Origin of the sequence: Roseibium algae, from assembly GCF_037783265.1 — a bacterium.
GTDB lineage: Bacteria > Pseudomonadota > Alphaproteobacteria > Rhizobiales > Stappiaceae > Roseibium > Roseibium algae.
In genome coordinates, this window is sequence record NZ_JBAKIA010000012.1 from 20,282 (window position 1) to 45,060 (window position 24,779).

Below are 24,779 nucleotides of genomic sequence, written 5' to 3' on the forward strand. Positions count from 1 at the left end.
CCTGTCATTTTCAAATCACCACTCAGACCAGACGGCTCTGTTTGATCGCCGCTTCAATGAAGGACGCGAACAGCGGGTGCGGCTCGAATGGACGTGACTTATACTCAGGATGATACTGAACACCGATAAACCATGGATGACCATCGATCTCTACTGTCTCTGGCAACACACCATCCGGCGAAGTGCCAGCGAAACTCAAACCGCAGGCTTCCAGCTGTTCACGGAAACCAATATTCACTTCATAGCGATGCCGGTGGCGCTCAGATATGGATGTTTCGCCGTAGATGTCAGCGATCTTGGATCCCGGCTTGAAGCTGGCTTGATAAGCTCCAAGACGCATGGTTCCGCCCAGATCGCCATCTTCATCGCGCACTTCGCGCTGGTTGCCCTTGGTCCATTCCGTCATCAAACCGACGACTGGCTGTTTGGCAGGTCCAAATTCGGTTGAGTTTGCGTCCTTGATGCCAGCCAGATTACGGGCCGCCTCCAGAACAGCCATCTGCATGCCGAAACAGATCCCGAAATACGGCACTTCCCGCGTTCTGGCGAAATGGGCTGCTGCGATCTTGCCTTCAGCGCCGCGCTCACCGAAACCACCAGGCACGAGAATACCATGCACGCCTTCAAGATACGGGCTTGGATCCTCTTTCTCGAAGGTTTCAGATTCGATCCATTCGATGTTGACCTTGACCTGATTGGCCAGACCACCGTGCACCAAGGCCTCTATCAATGACTTATAGGCATCCTTCAACACCGTGTACTTGCCGATGATGGCAATGGTCACTTCGCCTTCGGGATTGGCAACGGTTTCGGATATATCTTCCCAGCGGGTCAGAACCGGTGCTGGAGCGCCTTTGATACCAAAGGCTGCCAGAACTTCGTCATCCAGCCCTTCCTTGTGATAGGCGATTGGCACATCGTAAATCGACTTGACGTCATAGGCCGGAATGACAGCGCTCTCACGCACATTACAGAACAGGGAGAGTTTGCGTTGTTCCGACTCAGGGATAACCCGATCACAGCGGATCATGAGGATATCCGGCTGAATACCGATAGACCGCAATTCCTTCACCGAATGCTGCGTCGGCTTGGTCTTCATTTCGCCTGCGCTCGGGATATACGGCATCAGGGTCAGGTGAACATAAACCACATCGCCGCGCGGCAGATCATTGCCGATCTGGCGTATGGCTTCAAAGAACGGCAGCGCTTCAATATCGCCAACTGTACCGCCGATTTCCGTCAGAACGAAATCATAGTCTTCGTTGCCATCCAGCACAAAGGCCTTGATGGCATCCGTGACATGAGGAATGACCTGAACCGTGCCACCGAGGTAATCCCCGCGCCGTTCCTTGGCGATGATGTCCTGATAGATTCTGCCTGTCGTAATGTTGTCCTGCTTGTTCGCAGGCCGTCCGGTGAAGCGCTCATAGTGACCAAGGTCGAGGTCAGTTTCGGCCCCGTCATCGGTCACAAAGACTTCGCCATGCTGGTACGGGCTCATAGTGCCCGGATCAACGTTGAGATAGGGATCGAGCTTACGAAGCCGAACCTTGTAGCCTCTAGCCTGAAGCAATGCTCCGAGGGCTGCTGAAGCCAAACCTTTGCCAAGCGAGGAGACCACGCCGCCGGTGATGAAAATGTATCGCGCCATGGAGCAATACCATATCTTTGCCGAGGGGCATTTGGCCACTCAGGAGTTTGCATTAGACACAACAAAAATGCCCTGCGGATGAAGCAGGGCATAATGTTGATATGAAATTTACTGTCGAACAGACATCAGCGACCTACTGGGCCGCTGGAACCTGAGGTCCTGTCGGCTCTTCTCTTGGCTTCAGCGAATCAAGGATGCCATTGCCTGACGTACCTTCGCCGGAAGTCGGCAGATCCTGAGTTGCCGAGGGTACGGCATCCAGAACGGAAGCCGGACGATCACCCATTTTGGCAATCAAGCTGAGACCAAGTGACGTTACGAAAAACGCGACAGCCAAAACAGCAGTAGCACGGGTCAGCACGTTGGCTGTGCCGCGGCTGGACATTAGTCCGCCACCGCCGCCACCGCCGCCCATACCAAGCGCCCCGCCTTCGGAACGCTGGAGGAGGACGACCAGCACAAGTGCCAAGACGACCATGAGGTGTATTACGATGACTACGGTTTCCATCGTGGGCCATTCTAATTGTTCAAGATTGCCGGGCTTCTACACCACTATCAGCGGTCTTGCCACCCTTGAATCTAGGGTTTCTTAATGCAGTCCCGCCCGATTTAGGCGTAAGCAGCGATAATTCCTAGGAAGTCTGCCGCCTTGAGGCTTGCGCCACCAACAAGAGCGCCATCAACATTTGCAACATTCATCAGCTCTGAAGCGTTAGCCGGCTTAACCGAACCACCATATAGCAAACGCATGGAATCGCCCTCAGCATCAAAGCGCGCTGATAAAACCTTGCGCATTTCGCCGTGGATTTCTTCAACGTCAACTGCAGTCGGTGTCAAGCCAGTACCGATGGCCCAGACAGGCTCATAGGCTATCACACTGTTTTGTGCTGTAGCACCATCAGGAACAGAGCCTGCCAACTGACCAGACACAACGGAAACAGCATTTCCGGATTTTCGTTCAGTTTCTGTTTCCCCGACGCAAATGATCGCTATGAGGCCTGCACGCCAGGCAGCTTCAGCCTTGGCTTTCACAATCTCATCAGCTTCACCATGATCCGTTCGGCGCTCGGAATGACCAACGATCACGGCGGTTGCACCGGCGTCTGCAAGCATTTCGGCAGAAACATCGCCAGTATGCGCACCGCCCACAGCTGTATGACAATCTTCACCACCAACCAGAACCGCACGGCCCTTGCCAGCCTGAGCCAAAGCATAAGTCAAAGTGGCCGGGCCGCAAATCATTACATCGACCTTGGATGCCAAATTGGCTGTTACACCATCTGCAATGGCAGAATACACATCCAGATGGGATCTCAGCCCGTTCATTTTCCAGTTCCCGGCGACCAACGGCTTAATGGTCTTCGACATATGTGCGCACCCTCCACGTAGCGTTTCATTCGACATTTCATGTTCTATAACGCAAAAGTGCCTACAACGTGCAAATGATAACGCGTTAAAACTTGGCAGATGTTTTTTAGAGCCGCCTTGCGAGGCCAGCCTTGCGTCTCTATTATCCGCCCGCTCCGAACAGGAGCAAATTAGGAATTACGCCTTGAGAACCAAGGCCATCGGACCGGACAAGGACGGGAGACAACATGCTCGACGCGCTGCGCAAAGGCGCTGGCACCTGGATTGCCAAACTGTTTATTGCATTGCTCGTGATGAGCTTTGCCGTATGGGGTGTGGCAGATATTTTCCAGGGTTTCGGCCAAAATGTGGCCGCTAAGGTCGGCGACACAGAAATCTCCCTGTTCTCGTTTGACCGTTCTTATCGACGGGATTTGAACAACTTGGGTCGCCAGGTTGGACGTCCGCTTTCCACTGTTGAAGGTGCACAATACGGCATTCCCCAGCAGACCCTCGGAAAACTTGTCGCAGAAGCTGCGATGAATGAAGAGGCCACGTCGATGAACCTGGGCGTCTCTGACGAGAAGCTAGCGACCCTGATTCAGGCTGATCCGGCTTTCCAGCGCCCTGGTGGTGGATATGACCGGTCACAGCTGGCCCAGGTGCTGCGCAACAACGGCATGAGCGAGGACGAGTATGTAATCGAACGCCGCCAGTTGGCCGAGCGCCAACAGCTTGCAGAAGGCATAACAGGCGGTATGAGCACGCCAATTGCCTATCTTGAGGCGCTTTATTCATTCCAGGCAGAAACCCGCGATATCAGCTATCTGCAGCTTGAACCGTCGGTGCTAGGCGAAATTGCAGATCCGTCGGAAGACGATTTGAAGACCTATTTCGAAGCCGAAAAAGCCCAATTCAAAGCCCCTGAATATCGGGAAGTCTCGATCCTGGAGTTGTCCCCGGCAAAATTGGCTCGCGCTGATGATGTAACTGATGAAGCTGTTGCTGAGGAATATGAGCGCGACAAGGCACAGTATTTCGAACCAGAGCGTAGAAAAGTCCGCCAAATGTCATTTCCAAAGGCAGAAGATGCGACAGCTGCGGCTGAAAAGCTGGCTGGCGGCATGACGTTCGATGAACTGATGGCAGAAAAGAACCTGACCAACAACGATGTTGATCTCGGCCTGATGGCTCAGAGCGACTTCCTGGACAGCGCCATTGGCGAGGCTGCATTTGCGTTGGCACAAGGCGAAACCAGCAATGTTGTAGAAGGCCGCTTCTCCTCTGTCATCCTTGATGTGACCGAGATTGAGCCTGAAACCACCCAGCCACTGGCAGATGTTGCAGATAAAATCCGCGAAACCCTTGCACGTGAGCAGGCCGAACGGGAAGTTCTGGATCTCCTCAACGAGATCGAAGACGCTCGGGCCGGCGGTGCACCACTTGCAGATGTCGCCAAGCGCTTTTCTCTTCAGATCATGACTCCGGCAGCATTCGATGCAACCGGCAAGGGCCAGGATGACGTTGCTGTCGAAATGCCAGAAGCAAGCGGCCTTGTGGCTGGAACATTCAACAGCGACGTTGGCATTGAGAACGACCCTCTCCAGCTCGGAGACAGGGGCTTCCTCTGGTACGAAGTTGTCAAAGTCATCCCTGAAAGAGATCGCGAACTGACTGAAGTTCATGATCGTGTTGTCGCCGCCTGGAAACAGGATCAGACGGTTCAACGCTTGAAGGATCTGTCTGCCGAGGTTTTGGCAAAGCTGAACTCGGGCACAACGCTTGAAGCGCTGGCTGGGGAAAATGGCGTCACCATCAAAACGGTACCTGCTGCAAAACGCGGCGGCGACACCGGTGATCTTGGGGCAGATGCCATCGTGGCAGCCTTTGCTGGCCCTGCCGGGATTACTGCGGATGTGGAAGCCACAAATGGCACCGACAGGCTTATCCTGAAAGTAGACGCTGTGAACACTGCGGCCTTCTTTGCCGAGGCTGAGGATTCAATTCAACTTCGCCAGCAATTGTCGCAGCAGCTTCAGGACTCTCTTCTCAATCAGTATGTAACTGATATTGAGGATAAAGCTGGCGTTGAAATCAATCAGGCATCAATAGCGCAGGTGATCAATCCTGCAGAGACTACCGCCTACTGATCTTTGATCCCAAACAGCGCAGCGGCTAACTGGCCGTTGCGCTCTGCCCTTCAGTTTCAAGCGTGCGGACAGGACATGAGTAACTTCAAGGATTTCATTGCCAAAGTCTCAACTGGCAGCACGTTGACCCGGTCTGAAGCAAGGGCAGCGTTCGAAGTCATCTTGTCAGGTGAAGCCACACCATCCCAACTCGGCGGCTTCCTGATGGCTTTGCGGGTGCGCGGTGAGACAATCGACGAGGTGACTGCAGCGGTCGACACAATGCGCGCAAAAATGTTGCCCGTCAGCGCGCCGGACGATGCCATTGATATCGTTGGCACTGGCGGCGACAATTCGGGCAGTTACAACATCTCAACCTGCACAGCCCTGGTAGTGGCCGGATGTGGGGTGCCAGTTGCCAAACACGGCAATCGGTCTCTTTCCTCCAAATCGGGCGCTGCAGAAGCGCTGGCTCAGCTCGGCGTCGACATCGACATCGGGCCCGAGAAAATCTCCAAGTGTATTGAGGATGCAGGCATTGGCTTCATGTTTGCGCCCTTGCATCACTCTGCGATGAAGCATGTTGGTCCTACACGGGTTGAACTTGGAACGCGCACGATTTTCAATATGCTCGGACCGCTCTCCAGCCCTGCTGGTGTGAAAAAGCAATTACTCGGCGTATTTGCGCGCGAATGGGTTGAGCCAATTGCAAAAGTTCTGAAGCAGCTTGGTTCGGATCATGTCTGGGTCGTTCATGGTTCGGACGGCATGGATGAAATCACCACGACGGGTCCGACTTTTGTGACTGAGCTGAAGGACGGTGTGATCCGCTCCTTCGAGATCAATCCGGAAGATGTCGGATTGCCTATTGTCAAGATTGAAGACCTCAAGGGCGGCGAACCAGCTGAAAATGCCCGTGCCTTGCGCGAAGTTCTCTCCGGAGCGAAGAACGCCTACCGGGATGTTGTCCTGTTCAACTCAGCAGCTGCCCTCCTGATCGCCGGGAAATGCGACACCTTGAAAGATGGCGTCGCCATTGCGGCCCATTCTATCGACAGCGGCGCGGCAGCAGGCTGCCTTGAGCGCCTTGTCGCGACCTCCAACGGATAAGTCTCATGGCCGATATCCTCAAGAAAATCGAGAACTACAAGCGGGTCGAAATCGACGTGGCCAAGGGGCTCGTGCCTTTGCGCAACCTGAAAAGCGCAATCGCCGATCAGCCTGCCCCGCGCGGATTTCAAAAGGCGATTGAGGCCAAGACTGCCGCTGGTGACTATGCCCTCATTGCTGAAATCAAAAAGGCCAGTCCGTCGAAGGGGCTCATCCGGGAGAATTTCGATCCTCCTGCCCTTGCCCGTGCTTATGAGGCCGGCGGCGCAGCCTGCCTCTCTGTACTGACTGACACGCCATCATTTCAAGGCAAGCCAGAATATTTGACTGCGGCACGTGATGCCGTAGCGATCCCGGCTCTGCGCAAGGATTTCCTTTATGACACCTATCAGGTGCATGAGGCCCGCGCTTGGGGAGCTGATTGCATCCTGATCATTCTGGCCGCTGTCGACGACGAAACAGCCAAGGCGCTGGAAGACACAGCCTTTGAACTTGGAATGGATGTTCTTCTTGAGGTACACGACCGGGAAGAACTGGATCGAGCCTTGAAGCTCAAGTCGCGCCTGTTCGGCATAAATAACCGTAACTTGAAGACTTTCGAAACCCGCTTGGAAACCAGCGAAGAGCTGGCCTCTCTGGTGCCTGACGAGCGCATTATCGTTGGCGAATCTGGTCTCTTTACACCGCAAGATCTTTCACGCATGTCCAAGGTCGGCATTTCAACCTTTCTGATAGGCGAAAGCCTGATGCGCCAGAACGATGTCGCCATGGCGACCAGAACGCTTCTGTCGAAGGCCAACGCAAAATCTGCGGAATAGAGGATCAGGATGTCCGACGAAGCCCCGAAGCTGACCCATATCAATGCGTCCGGAACAGCCCATATGGTTGATGTTTCGACCAAAGACATCACGTCGCGCATTGCTGTGGCTGAAGGGTCTGTGACCATGCGGCCAGAAACACTTGACTTGATCCTGTCCGGCAATGCGAAAAAAGGCGATGTGCTGGCAACGGCCCGGATCGCCGGGATCATGGCGTCCAAAAAGACCCATGAACTGATCCCGCTGTGTCATCCATTGGCTCTGTCGAAAGTAACAGTCGACATCGAGCCGGACCAGAAACTGCCTGGCCTCAGGGTCACTGCGACCACCAAGGTCAGCGGCCAGACCGGCGTCGAAATGGAAGCGCTCACAGCCTGTTCGATCGCCTGCCTGACCGTCTATGACATGGCAAAGGCTGTAGATCGTGGCATGGAGATCAGCGGTATCCGTCTGTTGGAAAAGGCTGGCGGAAAATCCGGTCACTGGACGGCAGTAGACGACACCAAAAATGGCTTTGTGGGCGGAACCTGAGCCCTATGACCAACGATACACCCTCCGCACCACAGTCTTCCACGAAATCTACAGGTCCAAAGCCCTTGATGCCGGTTGCTGAGGCTATGGCAAAACTTCTCCAGGGCGTGCAACCGCAGGCGATCGAACATGTTCCTCTCGCACAGGCCAATGGCCGTATTCTGGCTGAAGACCTTGCTTCAACGAGAACCCAGCCACCGTTCGCAGCCTCGGCCATGGATGGCTATGCCATTCGTCACAGTGATTTGGCGAGCCTCCCTGCGCATTTGACCGTCATCGGCGAAGCGCCCGCTGGGCATGGATTTTCCGGCAAGATCGCGGAAGGACAAACGGTTCGGATTTTCACCGGTGCGCCGGTGCCAGCCGGTGCCGATACGATCCTCATCCAGGAAGACACCACGCGCGACGGCGACATTGTCACGGCCCATGAATGCCCATCAAAAGAAGGCCTATATATCCGACCCGCTGGGCTGGATTTTGCCCAAGGCCAGGTGCTGATCACCAAGGGCTGCAAGCTAGGCTATCGGGATCTGGCGCTTGCTGCGGCCATGAACCACGCTGAATTGCCCGTCTACCGCCGTCCGATCGTGGCTATTCTGGCAACGGGTGATGAACTTGTCCGCCCCGGCATGACACCAGGGCCAGATCAAATCATTGCCTCAAATCATGCAGGCGTTGCCGCGCTTGTGGAAGATTGCGGCGGCGAACCGCTCGATCTCGGCATTTCACCTGATGATTCAACAATTATGGCCGGTCATGTGCGCCTGGCTATCGAGTCCAAGGCAGACATTCTCATCACCCTGGGTGGTGCATCGGTCGGCGATCATGATCTGGTGCAGGACGTGTTGGGATCCGAAGGCATGGATCTGGCCTTCTGGCGGATCGCCATGCGTCCCGGCAAACCGTTGATGGCGGGACATCTTGGCCAAACCAAAGTTTTGGGATTACCGGGGAATCCCGTCTCCAGTCTGGTATGTGCGCTGTTGTTCCTAAAGCCATTGATCCGAACCATGCTGGGACAGAACTCAGATACTCACCATGAAACGGAAGCTGTGCTCGGTGCACCAATTGGTCAGAATGACCGACGTCAGGATTATGTCCGCGCAGAGCTGACAGAAGAGACAGACGGCAGTCTGACCGTGACTCCCTTTCCCAAACAGGACAGCTCCATGCTCGCGCTGCTGGCAAAATCAGGTGCCTTGATCATCCGCCCACCGCACGCCGATGCATTGGATGCGGGCAAAAGAGTGCCTATCCTTCGGCTTTAGGCAAAAGCCAATTGGGCACCATTGCCTACTGGGTATCTGGAACCTGAACCACCCAACCATCCATATCCTGGGTTATTGAAATCTGGCAGCTGAGTCGGCTTCCGTCCTTCACCTCCGCATTGGCAAAATTGATCATATCTTCCTCCGACGCGCTTTTTGCCGGGAGCATGCCGATCTGATCATCAGAGAAGTAGCAATGACAAGTGGCACAGGCCAGTGCGCCGCCGCAATCAGCGTCTATGCCGGGGACATTGCTGTCACGCGCGGCTTCCATGATCGTTTTGCCAACCGGAGCCTCGACTTCGATACGCGTTCCATCAGCCTCTTGAAAGATAATTTTCGGCACAAGCGTCTCCTCAGCGCGTGTTGATGAAAGTTCGGGGCGTCCTCCCGAATTCATGATATGCAGTATAGACCCAACAACTATTGATCAATCTGATGCAATAGATGGAAATCATTCAGAAATTGAATGCCCGATTTCATTCCCCGATTTTCGAAACGTCCGGAATGCCTGCGGCGATCTTTGCAAGTTCTTGCCGGATCCAGCTGTGCATGGGGGAATGATGGGTTCTGGAGGTCCATACCAGATCAATTTCAAATGGCGCTGGAACCGGGCTCGGGCGGATCACCATTTCCTGATCGAGAGGTGCCGCCATCCGGCTGGGCAAAGTCGCAATCAGATCCGTGCCCTTCAAAATGCGCCCCAAATCCGCGGGACTGGGCACACCCAGCACCTGATTGATTGAGCGACCCTGCTCTTCTAACTCCAGCAGGAATTGAGATTTCCAATTGCCGCCATAGGTGACGATGGCATGGTTCGCTGAAACATAAGTCTCAATCTCCAGCTGCTTTTCTGCAAGCGGATTGTGCCTATCCATGATGCAAACATAGTGGTCATTCAAAAGGCGCCGCTTGAAAAGCCCCGCGTCATTGAAGCGAATTGGACCCATCAGAAAGTCGCTATCGCCCTGCTTAAGCTGCTGGCCGCCAGATCCGAAGGCCTGATGTATGTTCAGATGAAGTCCCGGAGCTTCACGCCTGAGAACCTTCAGCAAGTCTGGAAGCAAAACCAGGCGTTCATAGTAGTTGCAAGACAGGGAAATGGTCCCGCTGGCTTTTGCAGGATCGAACGCGCGCGGAACGGTAAGGGCTTCAAAAGAACCAATCATCTCCCGCACCTCGACCACGATCTCGCGACACCGGTCGGTCGCTGCGATCCCACTCCCCTGTCTCACGAACAACGGATCCTGAAAGGCCTTGCGAAGCCGTTCAATTGTGTAGCTTACCGTGGATTGGTTCACGTCCAGCCGGGTTGCGACGGCTGAAAACGACCCTGTATCATGCACCAGAACCAGTGTTCTCAAGGCGCTGAAGTCGATGGCGAACGGGTCTATACGGCTCATGTTGGATTTAGGCTCATACCGGTTCCTCTGTTTGGACATGAATATATTCGATCCACTCTATTCAGTCCATCTAATTGCCCAATGAGATGTTGTCACCCAAAATACATTATGGGATTTTGATCTGCGGCAGCCGATACGATCGGCACACGCAGACAGGAGGAGAGAAGAATATGGCTAACATAGCCCATGCAGAGGGCCTGGCACCGCTTGCCCCTCTTGATAACGACATCACCATCACTCAACTGACTGATGATCCCTATCCGATTTATCAGCGGCTTCGGACAGAAACACCTGTGCTGCGCGTAGCATCTGTCGGACGAACCCTGCTGACCAAGGCTACGGACACAAAATGGGTCAAGGACAATCCGGAGCTATTCAGCTCGGATGATCCGAACACGCCTATGGAGCGGGCGCTTGGGGCCAAGACCCTGATGCGCCGGGATGGTCCGGACCATATGCGCCTGCGCAACGCCATGACGTCTGCCTTCTCGGCCAAGAACATTCGCGATGTCTGGATACCCGCCTACGAACGCGTGGTCGATGACTATATCTCCCGCTTGCAACCCGGCGAGACGGTCGATCTATTTCAAACCCTGACCGGACCGATTTCTGCACGCTGCCTTGCCATTTTGCTCGGCTTGAATGAAGCCAGTGACGAGGACATGCAGCTTTGGTCAGACACCATAATCAAAGGCGCTGGAAATTTTGGCTGGAAGCCGGAAATTTTTGCGGTCTGCGACCGGGAAAATGCCCGGATGGACGCCTGTATTTCCGCGGCGGCCGACAACCTGAGGGGCAAAGATGACCCAAGCGCCCTGTCCGCCATGATCAATGCGGAAGATCCGATTGAATTCGAACAAGTCATTGCAAATATCAAGATCGCCATTGGCGGCGGCATCAACGAGCCAAGAGATGCGGCCCTTACCGCCGTCTATGGCCTTTTGACCAACCCCGACCAGCTGGAGGCTGTTAAAGCGGATCCGAAGCTCTGGACAATCGCCTTTGAAGAAGCAGTCCGCTGGGTCGCGCCGATCCAGGTGAGCTCGCGCCGTGTGACGGCAGACACTGAAATTCGCGGCTTCAGGATACCGGAGGGCGACGTGGTGATGACCATTCAGGCGTCCTCAAACCATGACGAGGAGGTCTATGAAAACGGCCATCTCTTTGATGTTTTTCGTCCGAAACTACCACATCAGGCTTTCGGCAACGGGCCGCATTTTTGCCTCGGCACCCATGTGGCCCGGCGCATGGTCGGGCAGATTCTTTTGCCCAAACTGTTTGAGCGTTTCCCGAATTTGCAACTGACAGACCCTAAGGATGCTATTTTTTCTGGCTTTGGTTTTAGGGGACCGATTATCCTGCCTGTGATTCTTAGTTAGATAGATCTGCGTAACTTCGGGAACGGCACATGACACAAGAAACCCAAACCGTCGTCATCATCGGCGCCGGACAAGCGGGCCTTTCCGTCTGCGCAAAACTGCGCAGCCTCGGCCACACCGGCCCTATCACCTTGATCGGTGCCGAAGACACGCCGCCTTATCAGCGTCCGCCACTATCAAAAGCCTATGCCCTTGGCGACATGGAGATGGACCGTCTGCTGCTGAGGCCTTTGGATTTTTATCAGGCCAACAATATTACGCTCAAAACCTCCACCCATGTCACCGGCATTGATCGGGTCTCCAAAACTGTCAAAACCGCAGCTGGCAAAACGTTCGAGTACGACAGCCTTGTGCTTGCCACCGGCGCTCCGCCACGCAAGTTACCAGCCAGCATTGGCGGCGACCTTGAAGGGGTCTACTGCATTCGAACGCTCGAAGATGCTGACGGGTTTGCCGAACATTTGGAGACGTCAAAATCAGCCCTGATCGTTGGCGGGGGCTATATCGGCCTGGAAGCTGCAGCTGTTGCCGCCAAAAGGGGCTTGAAGGTCACGCTGATCGAGGCCGCGGACCGTATTTTGGGCCGGGTCGCAAGCCCGCAAACCGCGGACTATTTCCGAGCGCTGCATAAGGCTCATGGGGTCGAGATCCTCGAACAAACCGGACTTGCCAAATTGACTGGCGAAAACGGCCAGGTTACGGGCGCAGATCTAAGCAATGGTGCCCATTTGGCCGCAGATTTTGTCATCGTCGGGATAGGTGTAATACCAGAAGCAAGCCTTGCAGAAGCAGCTGGTTTGACCCTTGAAAACGGAATCTCTGTCGATGATCATTGCCGCACAAACGACCCATCGATTTATGCTGCTGGCGACTGCGCATCCTTTCCTACGTCAAAAGGCCGTATTCGCCTTGAGAGCGTAGGCAATGCCATTGCGCAAGCCGATGCCGCTGCAGCTGCTATTCTCGGCTCTGATGCGCCCTATGTGGCCAAGCCGTGGTTCTGGTCAGATCAATACGACGTCAAGCTTCAAATTGCCGGCCTGAACTCTGGATATGACCGTGTAGTCACGCGTCAAAACGACGAGAAATCCTGTTCGTTCTGGTACTTTAAAGGCGATATTCTACTTGCCGTCGATGCCATGAACGACCCGCGTGCCTATATGATCGGCAAGCGCATGATCGAAAATGGACAATCCCCCATCGACAGTGAAATCGGCAATCCGGAGCAAAATCTCAAGACACTGACTGTCTCGCCCAACGGAGGCATGTCAAAAAGCTAATCTTGACTGACATCTAACACAAAATTCAAGATGTAAGACGGGTAGAAACGACGTCAGCCGAGTGCACGACCAAACCTCATTCAGGTCTGAAACATCATCACAGCGAGCCAGTCTGCTCTTGTTTGCCAGACTGCGCTCGTGGTGGATTTCACCAAGAATGAGAAAAACGAGCCTAAATTTTGACATGACCTCGCTGATCTGAGCGAACTTTACGCATCTTAAGCCGATCAAATTGCAAGTTTTTGCAATTTTAATGGCTCATCCATTTTGCAAGATGACGGTCTCCACAATCTTTCCTTATCTTATTCATAACTTTTCCTTATCTCATAGATCGTCATTTTCCAGGTCCCATACGACCCGTGAGAACCTTGAAATACAGGTGTTTCCCGCCATTTCGGAAAATGCCCGCTGAGCCGATGATACAAACAGCGACACAGATAAAACGACAAGTCTCTGCAACAAACCCGCTCAAAACCCAAACAATATAGCGACACAACCTGTTATAGAATCGTCATGTTTCAGTTTTTAAGATTCCGCAACAAGTCTAATTGTCAATTCTGTTTAAGTCTGAAATTGTGAGCTAGTTCAGAATGTTGAGTTTGATGAATGATTGCGCGCCTCTGATAAATTTTTATTCAACAAAACGCATCTAACCCCTTTTCCTCGGCGGTTTAATTTGTTTTGATCAGGGCAAGCTGATGAACGTCGGCAAACAATACTCGCAGGGTCTGGATTTCAAACAGATCTTAAGCTGAGCAACAACAGAGGTTTCGGGGATCATATGCCAACAAATCGAGGTGCGTCCGTTCGCTATGAGAACGTCCAGAAGAGTTATGACGGTGAATCTCTGGTCGTTAAAAACCTCAACCTCGACATTCCACCAGGAGAGTTTCTCACAATGCTTGGGCCATCAGGCTCGGGCAAGACCACTTGCCTGATGATGCTGGCCGGTTTTGAACCTGCCACGCATGGTGAGATTTTTTTGAACGACAAGCCTATCAACAATGTCCCGCCACATAAGCGCGGCATTGGCATGGTGTTCCAGAATTACGCCCTGTTCCCACATATGAGTGTTGCAGAAAACCTCGCCTTCCCTCTTCAAGTTCGCAACATGAACAAGGCGGACCAGGAAGCAAAGGTAAAGCGAGCGCTCGAGATGGTTGAGCTTGGCGAATTCGGCAACCGTCGTCCCGCACAGCTTTCCGGTGGACAGCAGCAGCGCGTTGCTGTGGCACGCGCATTGGTTTTTGATCCTGAGCTGGTCCTCATGGATGAACCACTTGGCGCGCTCGACAAGCAGCTTCGCGAGCAAATGCAGTACGAAATCAAACACATCCACGAGAATCTTGGCGTGACCGTCGTTTATGTCACCCATGACCAGACAGAAGCTCTGACAATGTCTGACCGAGTTGCAGTGTTCAACGACGGTATCATTCAGCAGCTGTCGACACCGGATTCCCTATATGAAGATCCGCAGAATTCATTTGTGGCCCAGTTTATCGGCGAGAACAACAAGCTGAGCGGCAAGGTCGTTGAGATCTCCGGCAGTGAATGTCTCGTCGAACTGGCCGATGGCACCCGCCTGAAGGCCGATAAGGTCAACGTTGGCAGTGTTGGTGACATGACGACCGTGTCCCTGCGTCCTGAGCGGGTCGAATTCGAACCGGCTGCCTCCATGGACAATCTCGTCAAGGGTCGGATTGCCGAAATGATCTACCTCGGCGACCACATTCGGGTGCGGATGGACGTTGCAGGTAATGACGAATTCATTGTGAAGGTTCGTAACCGCGGCGAGCGCAGAAAGCTCGCAGTCGGCGAAGAAGTGCCAATCGGATGGGCCATCAATGATTGCAAGGCGCTGGACGCCGTTGCCTAAGAAATCACCGGTTGAGCGCGATAAACGCGCCTGCCTATGTGAGTGAACGGAAAGAAACAATCCGTTTAAACCAGAAAGAGGGAGCTAATAACATGAAGCTCAAGACGACAATTCTCGCAGGAACAGCTCTGGCACTGCTCGGCTCTTCCGCATTTGCTGCAGACATGACAATCGTTTCATGGGGCGGCGCGTATTCTGCATCTCAGAACAACGCATACCACAAGCCATACATGGCAGCTCATCCGGATGTGACCATCATCAATGATGAGTCCTCCTCCGAGGCTGTTGCCAAGCTTCGCGCCATGAACGAAGCTGGAAACGTAACCTGGGATCTGGTTGATGTTGAGGCAGCTGATGCCATTCGTCTGTGCGACGAAGGCCTGGCGGAAGAAATCGATGCCGACACAGCTTTGGCACCGGCTCCAGATGGAACGAAAGCCTCCGAAGATTTTGGTGACATGATCGTCTCCGAGTGCTTCATTCCGCAGATCGTTTTCTCCACCACATTCGGCTACCGCACAGACAAAGTGCCTGAAGGCGTTGAGCCTCCAAGTGGTGCTTGTGATGTGTTTGACCTGGCAAAATACCCAGGCAAGCGTGCTCTGAACAAGCGTCCAATTGCGAACATGGAATGGGCTCTTCTTTGTGACGGTGTTGCATATGAAGACGTTTACGACACGCTCGAAACGGATGAAGGCGTTGCACGCGCATTCGCCAAGCTCGACACCATCAAGGATGACACAATCTGGTGGAGTGCTTCAGCAGAGCCTGTACAGCTTCTTGCTGATGGCGAAGTCTTCATGGCGTCAGCCTATAACGGCCGCCTGTTCTCTCTGATCGAAGAGCAGAAGCAGCCTGTTGGCATGGCCTGGAACTGGCAGATGTTCGATCTGGACGGTTGGATTGTACCAACTGGTCTTTCAGATGAACGCAAAGCTGCTGTGATGGACTACCTGTTCTTCGCAACAGACACACAGCGTCTTGCTGATCAGGCCAAGTACATCTCCTACGGCCCAGCACGTGCGTCTTCTGCACCTCTCGTCGGCAAGCACGAGACACTCGGCATCGACATGGCTCCACATATGCCAACCGATCCGAACAACGCAAAGAACACCTTTGTGAACAATTACAGCTGGTGGGCTGATTACCGTGATGACCTGGACGCGAAGTTCCAAGCTTGGCTCGCCAAGTAATCACGAAGCAATGCGACCGGGTGAGGACGTTCCTCACCCGGACTTTCCTTCAAAATTGAAAGACATGTGTTCATGAGCGATACCGCGACAGAGCCGGTTTTAACGACCAGAGATGGCAGACCTCTCAAGGCAAGCCTTGCAAAGGCCCTCCGCAGAGAAAAACTCCGTGCCCTGGTGCTGATCGCGCCACTCCTCATATTTGTCTTGTTGACCTTCGTTGCGCCGATTGTCGACATGCTGTTCCGCTCCGTGGAAAACAGCATCGTCGCTGATACGCTGCCGCAGACCGTTGTCGCCCTGAAAGATTGGGACCCGGCAAGCGACCAGGCTCCGGACGAGGCTGTTTTCGCAGCCCTTGCTTCCGATCTAAAAGTTGCGGTCAAGAACAAGACACATACACGCCTTGGCTCGCGCCTCAATTACGAAAAGACTGGTATTTCTAGTCTGTTCCGTAAGACTGGTCGCAGCATCAAGAAGATGAATGAACCACCCTATAAGGAGCAATTCCTCAAGGCCGACAAAAAATGGGGTGATGTCAGTACTTGGCAGACTCTCAAGCAATATTCGCCGCGCTACACGGATGGTTATTTCCTATCCTCAATTGATGCCAAACGGACAGCCGATGGCATCCAGATGAAGCCCGAAAACGAGCAAATTTACCTGCTTCTGTTCGGTCGCACACTGATGCTGTCTATTGCCATCACACTCGCCTGTCTTCTTTTAGGCTATCCAATTGCCTTCCTTCTGGCCCAGCTGCCCCTGCGAACATCGAACCTCTTGATGATCCTGGTCCTTCTGCCTTTCTGGACATCTCTTCTGGTGCGGACATCCGCCTGGAAAGTGCTGCTACAGCAACAGGGGGTGATCAATGATTTCCTGGTCTGGATAGGCCTCATTGCAGATGCCAACCGCCTGGTCATGATCAACAATCAGACCGGCACGATCATCGCGATGACCCACATCCTTCTGCCATTCATGATCCTGCCGCTCTATTCAGTGATGAAAACCATCTCGCCCACTTACGTTCGAGCTGCCAAGAGCCTTGGTGCAACAGATTTCAGGGCTTTCTGGAAGGTTTATTTCCCGCAGTCCGTTCCCGGCATCGGGGCTGGCGCAGTGCTCGTGTTCATCCTGTCCATCGGCTATTATATCACGCCGGAACTGGTTGGTGGCACATCAGGTATCTTTATCTCCAATCGGATCGCCTATCACATCTCCAGTTCGCTGAACTGGGGCCTGGCTGCAGCCCTCGGCACCATGCTGCTGGCGGCGGTGATGATCCTCTTTGTTGTCTACGACAAGATCGTTGGCATCGATAACGTGAAGCTCGGCTAGGGAGAAAACCATGAGCGCACTTCCAGCCTATGCCTCAAGCGGGCAAATAATCTGGCACTACACTTTCAGAACGATCTGCGGAGTCATCTTTTTCTTCCTGATCTTTCCGATCTTGGTGATCTTGCCCCTGAGCTTCAACTCGCAGGACTTTTTCACCTTCACCAAGGAAATGCTGTCCCTTGATCCTGCCGGATTTTCCCTGAAGCACTATCAGGATTTCTTCACCAATCCTGATTGGCAGCAGGCCTTGGTCAATTCCGTGATGATCGCGCCTGTGGCGACCATTCTGGCGACAAGTTTTGGGACACTGGCAGCCATTGGACTATCACAGTCTCATGTGCCCTTTCGTGGCGCGATCATGGCCATTCTGATCTCTCCAATGATTGTGCCTCTGATCATTTCAGCTGCCGGCATGTATTTCTTCTACTCGCGGATCGGCCTTCAGGGCACTTACTGGGGCGTTGTTTTGGCACATGCTGCCCTTGGTACACCTTTCGTGATCATCACGGTCACGGCAACTCTTGTTGGTTTTGATCGATCTCTTGTTAGGGCAGCTGCCAGCATGGGGGCAAACCCGGTCACAACATTCTTCAAGGTTCAGATGCCTTTGATCATTCCAGGTGTTGTATCTGGCGGCCTGTTTGCCTTCATCACTTCTTTCGATGAAGTTGTGGTCGTGTTGTTCCTGGGCTCGGCTGGCCAAAAGACGCTGCCGTGGCAGATGTTCACCGGAATGCGCGAGCAGATTTCGCCCACCATTCTAGCTGTTGCATCTCTTATGGTGGGTATTTCCATAGTCTTGCTGACGGTTCTCGAAGGCCTTCGACGCCGTTCGGAAAGACTGCGGGGCCTGAGCCCCGGCTAAAATCCAACTTTTCGTTCCCTGATGCAGGGCGGTGGCGGTACGCCAGTCACCGGAGACAATCGCAACAAGCGTTTCTCTCGACGAACACACATTCTTATAAAGGCCTGGCGGGTCGACTTCTCACGAAGTCGGCCCGCTTTTTTGTTCAATTGACGGCATTTGACGGCAACGCAAGGGAGACTGCAATGAGCTCGCAGATGAAACGAACCTACAAGATGAAGAATGGCGAAAAGGCATTTTCCCCATTTTCGGACTCAGAGATGGAAGGCCGCCAGACAAAACTGCGTAACACGATGGCCGCAAATGACATCGATGCCTGCCTGTTCACCTCCTATCACAACATCTGTTATTTCTCAGGTTTCATGTATTGCGCCTTCGGCCGCAACTACGGGTTTCTGGTGACTGAGACACAGGCAACAACGATATCCGCAGGCATTGATGGTGGCCAGCCTTGGCGGCGAACCTACGGCGATGCAGTGACCTATACGGATTGGCGCCGTGACAATTTTTATTATGCAATCCAGCAATTACTCGGCCTGCCAAGCGCCAAGGTGCGGCGGATCGGCATTGAGTTCGACCATGTGTCGCTCGACCTGAAAGCCAAACTGGAAGCTGCCCTGCCCGGTATTGAACTGGTGGATATTGCGAGCAAAGTCATGACCCAACGCACGATCAAGAGCGCTGAGGAACATGTCCTGATCCGCGAAGGCGCGCGCATTTGCGATATTGGCGGACAAGCCGTCTTTGATGCGGTTCAAGCCGGCATTCCGGAACAGGAAGTGGCGATTGCCTCGACCAACGCCATGATACGCGAGATTGCCAAGAGCTTCCCGGCTGTCGAGCTGATGGACACCTGGACCTGGTTTCAGTCCGGCATCAATACGGACGGGGCCCATAACCCCGTGACCAACCGAATTGTTCAGGCAGGAGACATATTGAGTCTGAACTGCTTTCCGATGATCTTCGGCTATTACACCGCCCTTGAACGCACCCTGTTTTGCGAACATGCGTCCGACGATCATCTGAAATTGTGGGAGGTTAACTGCGAGGTTCACCGGGCAGGACTAGAATTGATTGAACCAGGTGCACGTTGCAGCGATATCGCAAAGTCACTCAACGCAATTTATCGATCATATGACCTGCTTCAATTCCGCAGCTTTGGTTATGGCCATTCGTTTGGGGTGCTGAGCCATTATTATGGCCGCGAGGCAGCAGTGGAATTACGAGAAGATGTCGACACAGTGCTTGAGCCAGGCATGGTTGTCTCCATGGAACCCATGATCATGATTCCTGAAGGCATGCCAGGTGCTGGCGGCTACCGCGAACACGACATTCTGATTGTCACACAACATGGCACCCAGAACATCACCGGTTTCCCTTTTGGCCCGGAGCACAACATTGTTCCGGCCAAGTGACCGAGCCTCAACGACAACAAGGACTACAGATTAATCCGTAGCCCTTGTTGTCTTAGCTCTTCTTATCAATTTGTCAGAGGCTCAACAGCTGTCTGGCATTTTCCTTCAAGATCAAGGGCCGGACCTCGTCTCGAATTTCAAGCTTTTCAAAATCCGAGAGCCAACGGTCCGGCGTGATTGCAGGCCAGTCAGATCCGAACAGCATCTTCTTTTTCAAGATCGTATTCGCGTATTGAACAAGGATCTTGGGAAAATATTTTGGCGACCAGCCAGACATGTCGATGTAGACATTCGGTTTGTGTGTCGCGACAGACAGAGCCTCTTCCTGCCAGGGAAAGGATGGATGAGCCAAAATGATCGGCATGTCTGGAAAATCAACTGCGACATCATCAAGATACATCGGGTTGGAATATTTCAAACGCATACCCATGCCACCTGGCATTCCAGCCCCGACACCCGTCTGGCCGGTGTGAAACAACGAAATTCCACCTTCCTCGGCAATGGCTTCATAAAGCGTATAGACGCTGCGGTCGTTTGGATAAAAGCCTTGCATCGTCGGGTGAAACTTGAAGCCTCGTACGCCGAAATCACGCATCAAACGACGCGCCTCTCGTGCCCCCAGCTTGCCCTTCGCCGGATCAATTGACGCAAAAGGGATCATGATGTCGCTGTTCTCGGCAGAAATTTCGGCAACTTCCTCATTCGAATAGCGGCGGAATCCGGTTTCCCGTTCAGCATCAACGGGGAAGATAACGCAGCCTATCTTTCGCTCACGATAATAGAGAGCCGTCTGTTTGACGGAAGGCAACATTCCCTGTCCGCCGGCCGGATTCTTGAAATATTTCGCCATACCGGCCTGAAATTCATCATATCCATCGTCGCGTGGACCACAGCATGGTTCTTCGGCATGCGTATGAAAATCTAGGGCAATCAGGTCATCAAGGTTCATTTGGTCAGTTCCTGGTCAACGCATGCGAATTTGGCAAGAAGTCGTATAAGTTCTTTGGTCTCTGCATCATTCAAAGGACTGTTCAACGACTGGATGTAACCGAAAAACTCCTGTTGATGAAAGGTAACGAAATCACGACCGCTGACCGTCAGATCGAGTTCCACAGCACGCCGATCCCCATCCGGTATAGTCCGGGTCACAAAGCCAGACTCCTCAAAGCTTCGGATCAATTTCGTCATATGGGCATTCTTGATCGAAAGCGTTTGAGCTGCCAGCCCCTGGCGGATTCTCGGATTATTGAAGATCAACCATAGGACAGAATACTCGCCTGGTTTCAAACCGACATGACCAAGTTTCTTGAAGAAATGATCAAAAACCTTGAGCTGTGACACTCTCAATAAAAAACCAAGCGAATGATTGAGGCCGCGCAAATCCCCACCTGTTTTCACGACCGGTTTCACGGCTGCCTCGATCATTTGCCAGACCCCGCCTGATCTTGAGGATTACGAACCTTGGCCGCACGTTTGTCGAGGAATGCCTGCAGGCGTTCCTTCGCCTCCGGACTGTTCTGTGTGAATGAGGCAACGAAAGATTCAACAAAAAGCCCGTCTTCTCGCGCCATGTCCCGAATACGTGGTAGAGCCTGAATGATGGCGTAATTGGACAACTCTGCATTACCTGCCGCAGCCTTGGCCAGCTCCTTTGCCTTAGCCTTAGCCGTGCCCTCTGGCACGACATATTGCGCAAGGTTCCAGCTTTCGGCTTCTTGCGCGTTGATCGAACGCCCGGTGAGCATCAGATCCATCATGCGAGCAACACCCATGAGCCTCGCAATCCTCACAGAGCCGCCACCTCCAACAAAAATTCCGCGCTGCCCTTCCGGCAGCGCCATGAACATGTTTGCATCAGCTACACGTATATGCGTGGCTGCCGCCAACTCTAGACCACCACCGACGACAGCTCCATGCAAGGCGCACACCCAGGGAATAGTGCCAAATTCAATACGCGAAAAAACATCATGCCAGCCTCGCGAATGCCGAACACCTTCTATGGCAGTACGCTCGGCATGCTCGGCCAAGTCCAGTCCTGCGCAAAAATGTTTGCCTTCACCGAAAAGAACGGCTGCCTTCGCTTCCCGGTCTGCCCGTGAGATACACAGTGACAGCGCATCAATCACCCGATCACTGACCGCATTTCTCTTCTCTGGCCGATTCAAACCAACATAGGCAATCTCATCGACCACTTCATAGGTGACCAGTTCTTCTGTCATCGACTGTTCCATGCCTGCCCTGTTCATACGTCTCGTCTGTAAATGCTCATTCAAAAGGGATCGCCACAACGGATAGAGCATGCCACCGATTGCCCTGACTGTGTCGACCTCTGCGAGATGCAAACCAATTTAGTTTTCTGTAGATAGTTTACAAGGAAACATTTATGATGCAAACAAAATAACAACGGTCTCGCTCTTCCGAGAGTAAGACGACTAGAGATTCAATCCAATTTTGCTGCGACAGAAAGAGTCCAGTGAATAAGAATTGCGCTCTGAATGGCATCGACGGGAGGTAAGGCCATGAACGAAGCCAACACGCATGATGTAGATTTCTGGTCGCCGGTAATCGCTTGGGAAACAAGAAAAAATGGCGCGACCTATGTCTGGCGCGAAGATAAACTTGGTGGCTACCCCAGTCGAATAACAGACAAGTTGGACGAATGGGCTGAAGCTGACCCAGACCGGACCTGGATGGCCGCACGCGACAATAAAGATGTTTGGCACAGGGTCAGCTACGGTAAAGCCCTGAAAACGGTTCGCTCCATCGCGCAAGCATTGATCGATCTAGGCCTTTCAACAGAAAGGCCCGTTCTAATCCTGTCAGGTAATTCAATTGAGCATGCGCTTCTGGCTCTTGCCGCTCAATATGTAGGCATACCATCATCAGCGGTGTCCCCCGCCTATTCCCTGCTTTCTACGGATTTCGGGAAACTGAAAGACATCGCTCAACAGATCACGCCGGGGCTTGTCTTCACCGACAAGCTAGAGGGATTTGAAAAGGCTATCGAGACCGTCTTCAATCCCGGCATTCCTATACTCACCTTGGAAGCTAACTTGCCTGGGCGTCCGTGCCTGACCTTCAACGACCTTTGCACAATTTCACCAACCGAAGCCGTTGACGCGGCAAATGCTGCGGTCAATCCGGACACGGTTGCTAAATTTCTTTTTACATCCGGCACAACTGGCTCTCCAAAGGCTGTTATCCAGACTCAACGCATGCTCTGTTCAAACCAGGCCATGGTGGCGGATTGTTATGCATTCTTGAAAAAAGAACCTCCTGTTCTGGTCGACTGGGCCCCATGGAACCATGTAGCAGCGGGCAACAAGGTGTTCAATCTCGCGCTATACCACGGCGGCACCTATTACATAGACGAAGGCAAGCCGACGCCAAAAGCCATTGGCAAAACGATTAAAAATCTAAAGGAGATTTCACCAACCTGGTATTTCAATGTCCCGGCAGGATATGAAATGCTGGTCAATGCCATGTACGATGACGAAGCTCTGCGCGATAGCTTCTTCAAAAACATGAAATATATGATGTACGCGGGCGCAGGCATGGCACAGCACACATGGGATGATCTGAACAGGTTTTCTGCAAAGGCGAAAGGCAGCCCGGTTCTCATCGCGACCGGCCTGGGAGCAACTGAAACAGCCCCTTTCGCCTTGGCACTGTCAGAGGTCCAAGCTCAACCTGGCAACGTTGGAATACCTGCACAAGGAACAATCCTCAAGCTGGTGCCTTGCGGAGAGAAACTCGAGGCCCGTCTGAAGGGGCCTAATGTTACCCCGGGCTATTGGCGCAATGAAGAACTGAGCCGCAAGGCCTTTGATGACGAAGGTTTCTACTGCCTTGGTGATGCCTTGCGCCATGCTGTTCCAGGAGACCCTTCCAAAGGCTTCTATTTTGATGGACGGATCGCGGAAAACTTCAAACTGCAAACCGGAACATGGGTTGCAGTCGGCGCACTGCGCGGGCAACTGGTCAATGACCTTGGCGGGTTGGTTCGCGATGCGGTAATCGCAGGCGAAAATCAGGAAGAGTTGGCAGCCCTCATTATGCCTGCCATGCCGGCCTTAAGAACACTGGTCCCAGATGAAGAGAGGCTTTCCAATTCAGAAATTTTAATGCACGACGATACCCGAAAGGCCTTGTCCGACGCTCTGGCTCAACATGTTCAAGGGTCTACAGGATCGGCGACACGAGTCATGCGCCTGTTGTTTCTTGATACAGAGCCTTCTTTCGACAAGGGCGAGATCACGGACAAGGGATCCATCAACCAGCGCGCCGTGTTATCCCATCGTTCCCAAATGATCGAGCTGCTCTTCAGCGACCATCCGGATGTGATTCATCCAACAACACAGAAGACCACATAACCATTGCGAAGGAATCTAAAACTGTTCTTGTTGCAAGCTCGGAGCCTGGAGATTTAGCCACGTTTCTTGTGACCTCAATGGTGGAGAAAGCTAACGTATACGGCCAAGATGGCCGCACTATTTAAAAAGCGCGCGCGATATAGTCGCTATCAATTTTATCGAAAGGCGATAAAATATTTCCGAAGAAATGCAGCCCCCTTAAACCGAGACAGATCATCTGTTGTTAGATCTGGTCGAGTTCCTCAAGAAGGCTCAGCAAGGTGGCAAGTTTTTGAACGCCAAAACGACCCTCCAGGTCTTTGGCTATCCGTGCAGCCTCGTCCTTCTTGCTGTCCAGCACGAGTTTGCCAGGCATGGTAATTGCGACGGTCTGCCGGCGACGATCAATCACATCAACATCACGCGTGACATACCCCTTCTGACTGAGCGTTTGAACAATACGGGTCTGGCTCGGAAGGTGGAGCGCTGCGCGTTCTGCCAGGCTGGTGGCATCTTGCGGGCCATATTCATGGAGAACGCGCAAGACCCGCCATTGCTGTTCAGTGATATCCGATGTGCTGAGCATGTCCCGTATGGGTCCCATGACTTTTTCCCGCGCCCGGATGAGCGCAATCGGTAGCGATTTTCCGGTCGGTGGCAAACCTTCACGAGCCTCTGATAAAGCCCCTGCTGTCTGGGTTGCCAGATCTTGTCCGGCCTTGCTATCAGCGCTCATTTGATCTTCAACTTTCATATCAACCAGCCAACCAATTGTTGGCACCTGTCTTCCGGGCGAGCTATTCTGACAGATTGTCAGTACTTATCTT

Annotated in this window: 22 protein-coding genes; 13 read left to right on the plus strand and 9 right to left on the minus strand. The window is 53.1% G+C overall.

Annotation, left to right across the window (positions count from 1 at the left end; genetic code table 11):
- Nucleotides 1-22: 22 nt before the first annotated feature.
- From V6575_RS16010 to tpiA, 3 genes are all read right to left on the minus strand, one after another.
- On the minus strand, nucleotides 23-1,651 hold the full coding sequence (locus tag V6575_RS16010) for a CTP synthase (RefSeq protein ID WP_340275734.1): 1,629 nt from the start codon (nucleotides 1,649-1,651) through the stop codon (nucleotides 23-25).
- Nucleotides 1,652-1,784: 133 nt separating this feature from the next.
- A complete protein-coding gene (gene secG / locus V6575_RS16015) occupies nucleotides 1,785-2,159 on the minus strand; it encodes a preprotein translocase subunit SecG (protein ID WP_340275736.1) in 375 nt (124 codons plus the stop codon).
- A gap of 101 nt (nucleotides 2,160-2,260) precedes the next feature.
- Entirely contained in the window at nucleotides 2,261-3,019 is a 759-nt protein-coding gene (gene tpiA, locus V6575_RS16020; protein ID WP_340275738.1) for a triose-phosphate isomerase, read from the minus strand.
- Nucleotides 3,020-3,246: 227 nt separating this feature from the next.
- Between tpiA and V6575_RS16025 the strand changes: the two genes are divergently transcribed.
- The 5 genes from V6575_RS16025 to V6575_RS16045 all read left to right on the plus strand — a co-directional run bounded on the left by V6575_RS16025 (nucleotide 3,247) and on the right by V6575_RS16045 (nucleotide 8,854).
- Nucleotides 3,247-5,148, plus strand: a complete 1,902-nt coding sequence (locus tag V6575_RS16025; RefSeq protein ID WP_340275740.1) for a SurA N-terminal domain-containing protein — start codon at nucleotides 3,247-3,249, stop codon at nucleotides 5,146-5,148.
- A gap of 75 nt (nucleotides 5,149-5,223) precedes the next feature.
- A complete protein-coding gene (gene trpD / locus V6575_RS16030; protein WP_340275742.1) occupies nucleotides 5,224-6,237 on the plus strand; it encodes an anthranilate phosphoribosyltransferase in 1,014 nt (337 codons plus the stop codon).
- A 5-nt stretch (nucleotides 6,238-6,242) separates the two neighbouring features.
- A complete protein-coding gene (trpC, locus tag V6575_RS16035) occupies nucleotides 6,243-7,055 on the plus strand; it encodes an indole-3-glycerol phosphate synthase TrpC (RefSeq protein ID WP_340275744.1) in 813 nt (270 codons plus the stop codon).
- Between the two features lie 9 nt (nucleotides 7,056-7,064).
- Nucleotides 7,065-7,586: a cyclic pyranopterin monophosphate synthase MoaC gene (moaC, locus tag V6575_RS16040; protein WP_340275746.1), complete on the plus strand. Its 522-nt coding sequence runs from the start codon at nucleotides 7,065-7,067 to the stop codon at nucleotides 7,584-7,586.
- A 5-nt stretch (nucleotides 7,587-7,591) separates the two neighbouring features.
- On the plus strand, nucleotides 7,592-8,854 hold the full coding sequence (locus V6575_RS16045) for a molybdopterin molybdotransferase MoeA (RefSeq protein WP_340275748.1): 1,263 nt from the start codon (nucleotides 7,592-7,594) through the stop codon (nucleotides 8,852-8,854).
- 25 nt (nucleotides 8,855-8,879) lie between these two features.
- On the opposite strand, the gene V6575_RS16050 is transcribed toward V6575_RS16045, so the two are convergent.
- A complete protein-coding gene (locus V6575_RS16050) occupies nucleotides 8,880-9,254 on the minus strand; it encodes a 2Fe-2S iron-sulfur cluster-binding protein (protein ID WP_422785587.1) in 375 nt (124 codons plus the stop codon).
- 79 nt (nucleotides 9,255-9,333) lie between these two features.
- A complete protein-coding gene (locus V6575_RS16055; RefSeq protein ID WP_340275752.1) occupies nucleotides 9,334-10,296 on the minus strand; it encodes a LysR family transcriptional regulator in 963 nt (320 codons plus the stop codon).
- Nucleotides 10,297-10,427: 131 nt separating this feature from the next.
- Here V6575_RS16055 and V6575_RS16060 point away from each other — a divergent pair, with 131 nt between their 5' ends.
- From V6575_RS16060 to V6575_RS16090, 7 genes are all read left to right on the plus strand, one after another.
- On the plus strand, nucleotides 10,428-11,636 hold the full coding sequence (locus tag V6575_RS16060) for a cytochrome P450 (protein ID WP_340275755.1): 1,209 nt from the start codon (nucleotides 10,428-10,430) through the stop codon (nucleotides 11,634-11,636).
- Nucleotides 11,637-11,665: 29 nt separating this feature from the next.
- Complete coding sequence (locus tag V6575_RS16065) at nucleotides 11,666-12,916, plus strand: NAD(P)/FAD-dependent oxidoreductase (protein WP_340275757.1); 1,251 nt, start codon at nucleotides 11,666-11,668, stop codon at nucleotides 12,914-12,916.
- A gap of 781 nt (nucleotides 12,917-13,697) precedes the next feature.
- Complete coding sequence (locus tag V6575_RS16070; protein ID WP_340275759.1) at nucleotides 13,698-14,792, plus strand: ABC transporter ATP-binding protein; 1,095 nt, start codon at nucleotides 13,698-13,700, stop codon at nucleotides 14,790-14,792.
- 92 nt (nucleotides 14,793-14,884) lie between these two features.
- Nucleotides 14,885-15,985: an extracellular solute-binding protein gene (locus tag V6575_RS16075; RefSeq protein ID WP_340275761.1), complete on the plus strand. Its 1,101-nt coding sequence runs from the start codon at nucleotides 14,885-14,887 to the stop codon at nucleotides 15,983-15,985.
- Nucleotides 15,986-16,057: 72 nt separating this feature from the next.
- Nucleotides 16,058-17,320 (plus strand): ABC transporter permease, encoded by a 1,263-nt coding sequence (locus tag V6575_RS16080; RefSeq protein ID WP_340275763.1) that lies wholly within the window; start codon nucleotides 16,058-16,060, stop codon nucleotides 17,318-17,320.
- A gap of 10 nt (nucleotides 17,321-17,330) precedes the next feature.
- Nucleotides 17,331-18,185 (plus strand): ABC transporter permease, encoded by an 855-nt coding sequence (locus tag V6575_RS16085; protein ID WP_340275765.1) that lies wholly within the window; start codon nucleotides 17,331-17,333, stop codon nucleotides 18,183-18,185.
- A 185-nt stretch (nucleotides 18,186-18,370) separates the two neighbouring features.
- Entirely contained in the window at nucleotides 18,371-19,600 is a 1,230-nt protein-coding gene (locus V6575_RS16090; protein ID WP_340275767.1) for a M24 family metallopeptidase, read from the plus strand.
- 73 nt (nucleotides 19,601-19,673) lie between these two features.
- Here V6575_RS16090 and V6575_RS16095 read toward each other — a convergent pair whose 3' ends face one another.
- From V6575_RS16095 to V6575_RS16105, 3 genes are read right to left on the minus strand one after another with little or no spacing between them, the layout of a single operon-like run.
- Nucleotides 19,674-20,549 (minus strand): amidohydrolase family protein, encoded by an 876-nt coding sequence (locus tag V6575_RS16095; RefSeq protein ID WP_340275769.1) that lies wholly within the window; start codon nucleotides 20,547-20,549, stop codon nucleotides 19,674-19,676.
- Nucleotides 20,546-21,025, minus strand: a complete 480-nt coding sequence (locus V6575_RS16100; protein ID WP_340275771.1) for a MarR family winged helix-turn-helix transcriptional regulator — start codon at nucleotides 21,023-21,025, stop codon at nucleotides 20,546-20,548. The genes V6575_RS16095 and V6575_RS16100 overlap by 4 nt, the downstream gene beginning before the upstream one ends.
- Complete coding sequence (locus V6575_RS16105) at nucleotides 21,022-21,819, minus strand: crotonase/enoyl-CoA hydratase family protein (protein WP_340275773.1); 798 nt, start codon at nucleotides 21,817-21,819, stop codon at nucleotides 21,022-21,024. The genes V6575_RS16100 and V6575_RS16105 overlap by 4 nt, the downstream gene beginning before the upstream one ends.
- Before the next feature lie 300 nt (nucleotides 21,820-22,119).
- On the opposite strand from V6575_RS16105, the gene V6575_RS16110 reads away from it, so the two are divergent.
- Nucleotides 22,120-23,973 carry a feruloyl-CoA synthase gene (locus V6575_RS16110; RefSeq protein ID WP_340275775.1) on the plus strand — a complete coding sequence of 618 codons (1,854 nt, stop codon included), beginning with the start codon at nucleotides 22,120-22,122 and terminating at the stop codon, nucleotides 23,971-23,973.
- 223 nt (nucleotides 23,974-24,196) lie between these two features.
- Here V6575_RS16110 and V6575_RS16115 read toward each other — a convergent pair whose 3' ends face one another.
- Nucleotides 24,197-24,688, minus strand: coding sequence for a MarR family transcriptional regulator (locus V6575_RS16115; protein WP_340275777.1), 492 nt, complete (start codon nucleotides 24,686-24,688; stop codon nucleotides 24,197-24,199).
- Nucleotides 24,689-24,779: the final 91 nt, after the last annotated feature.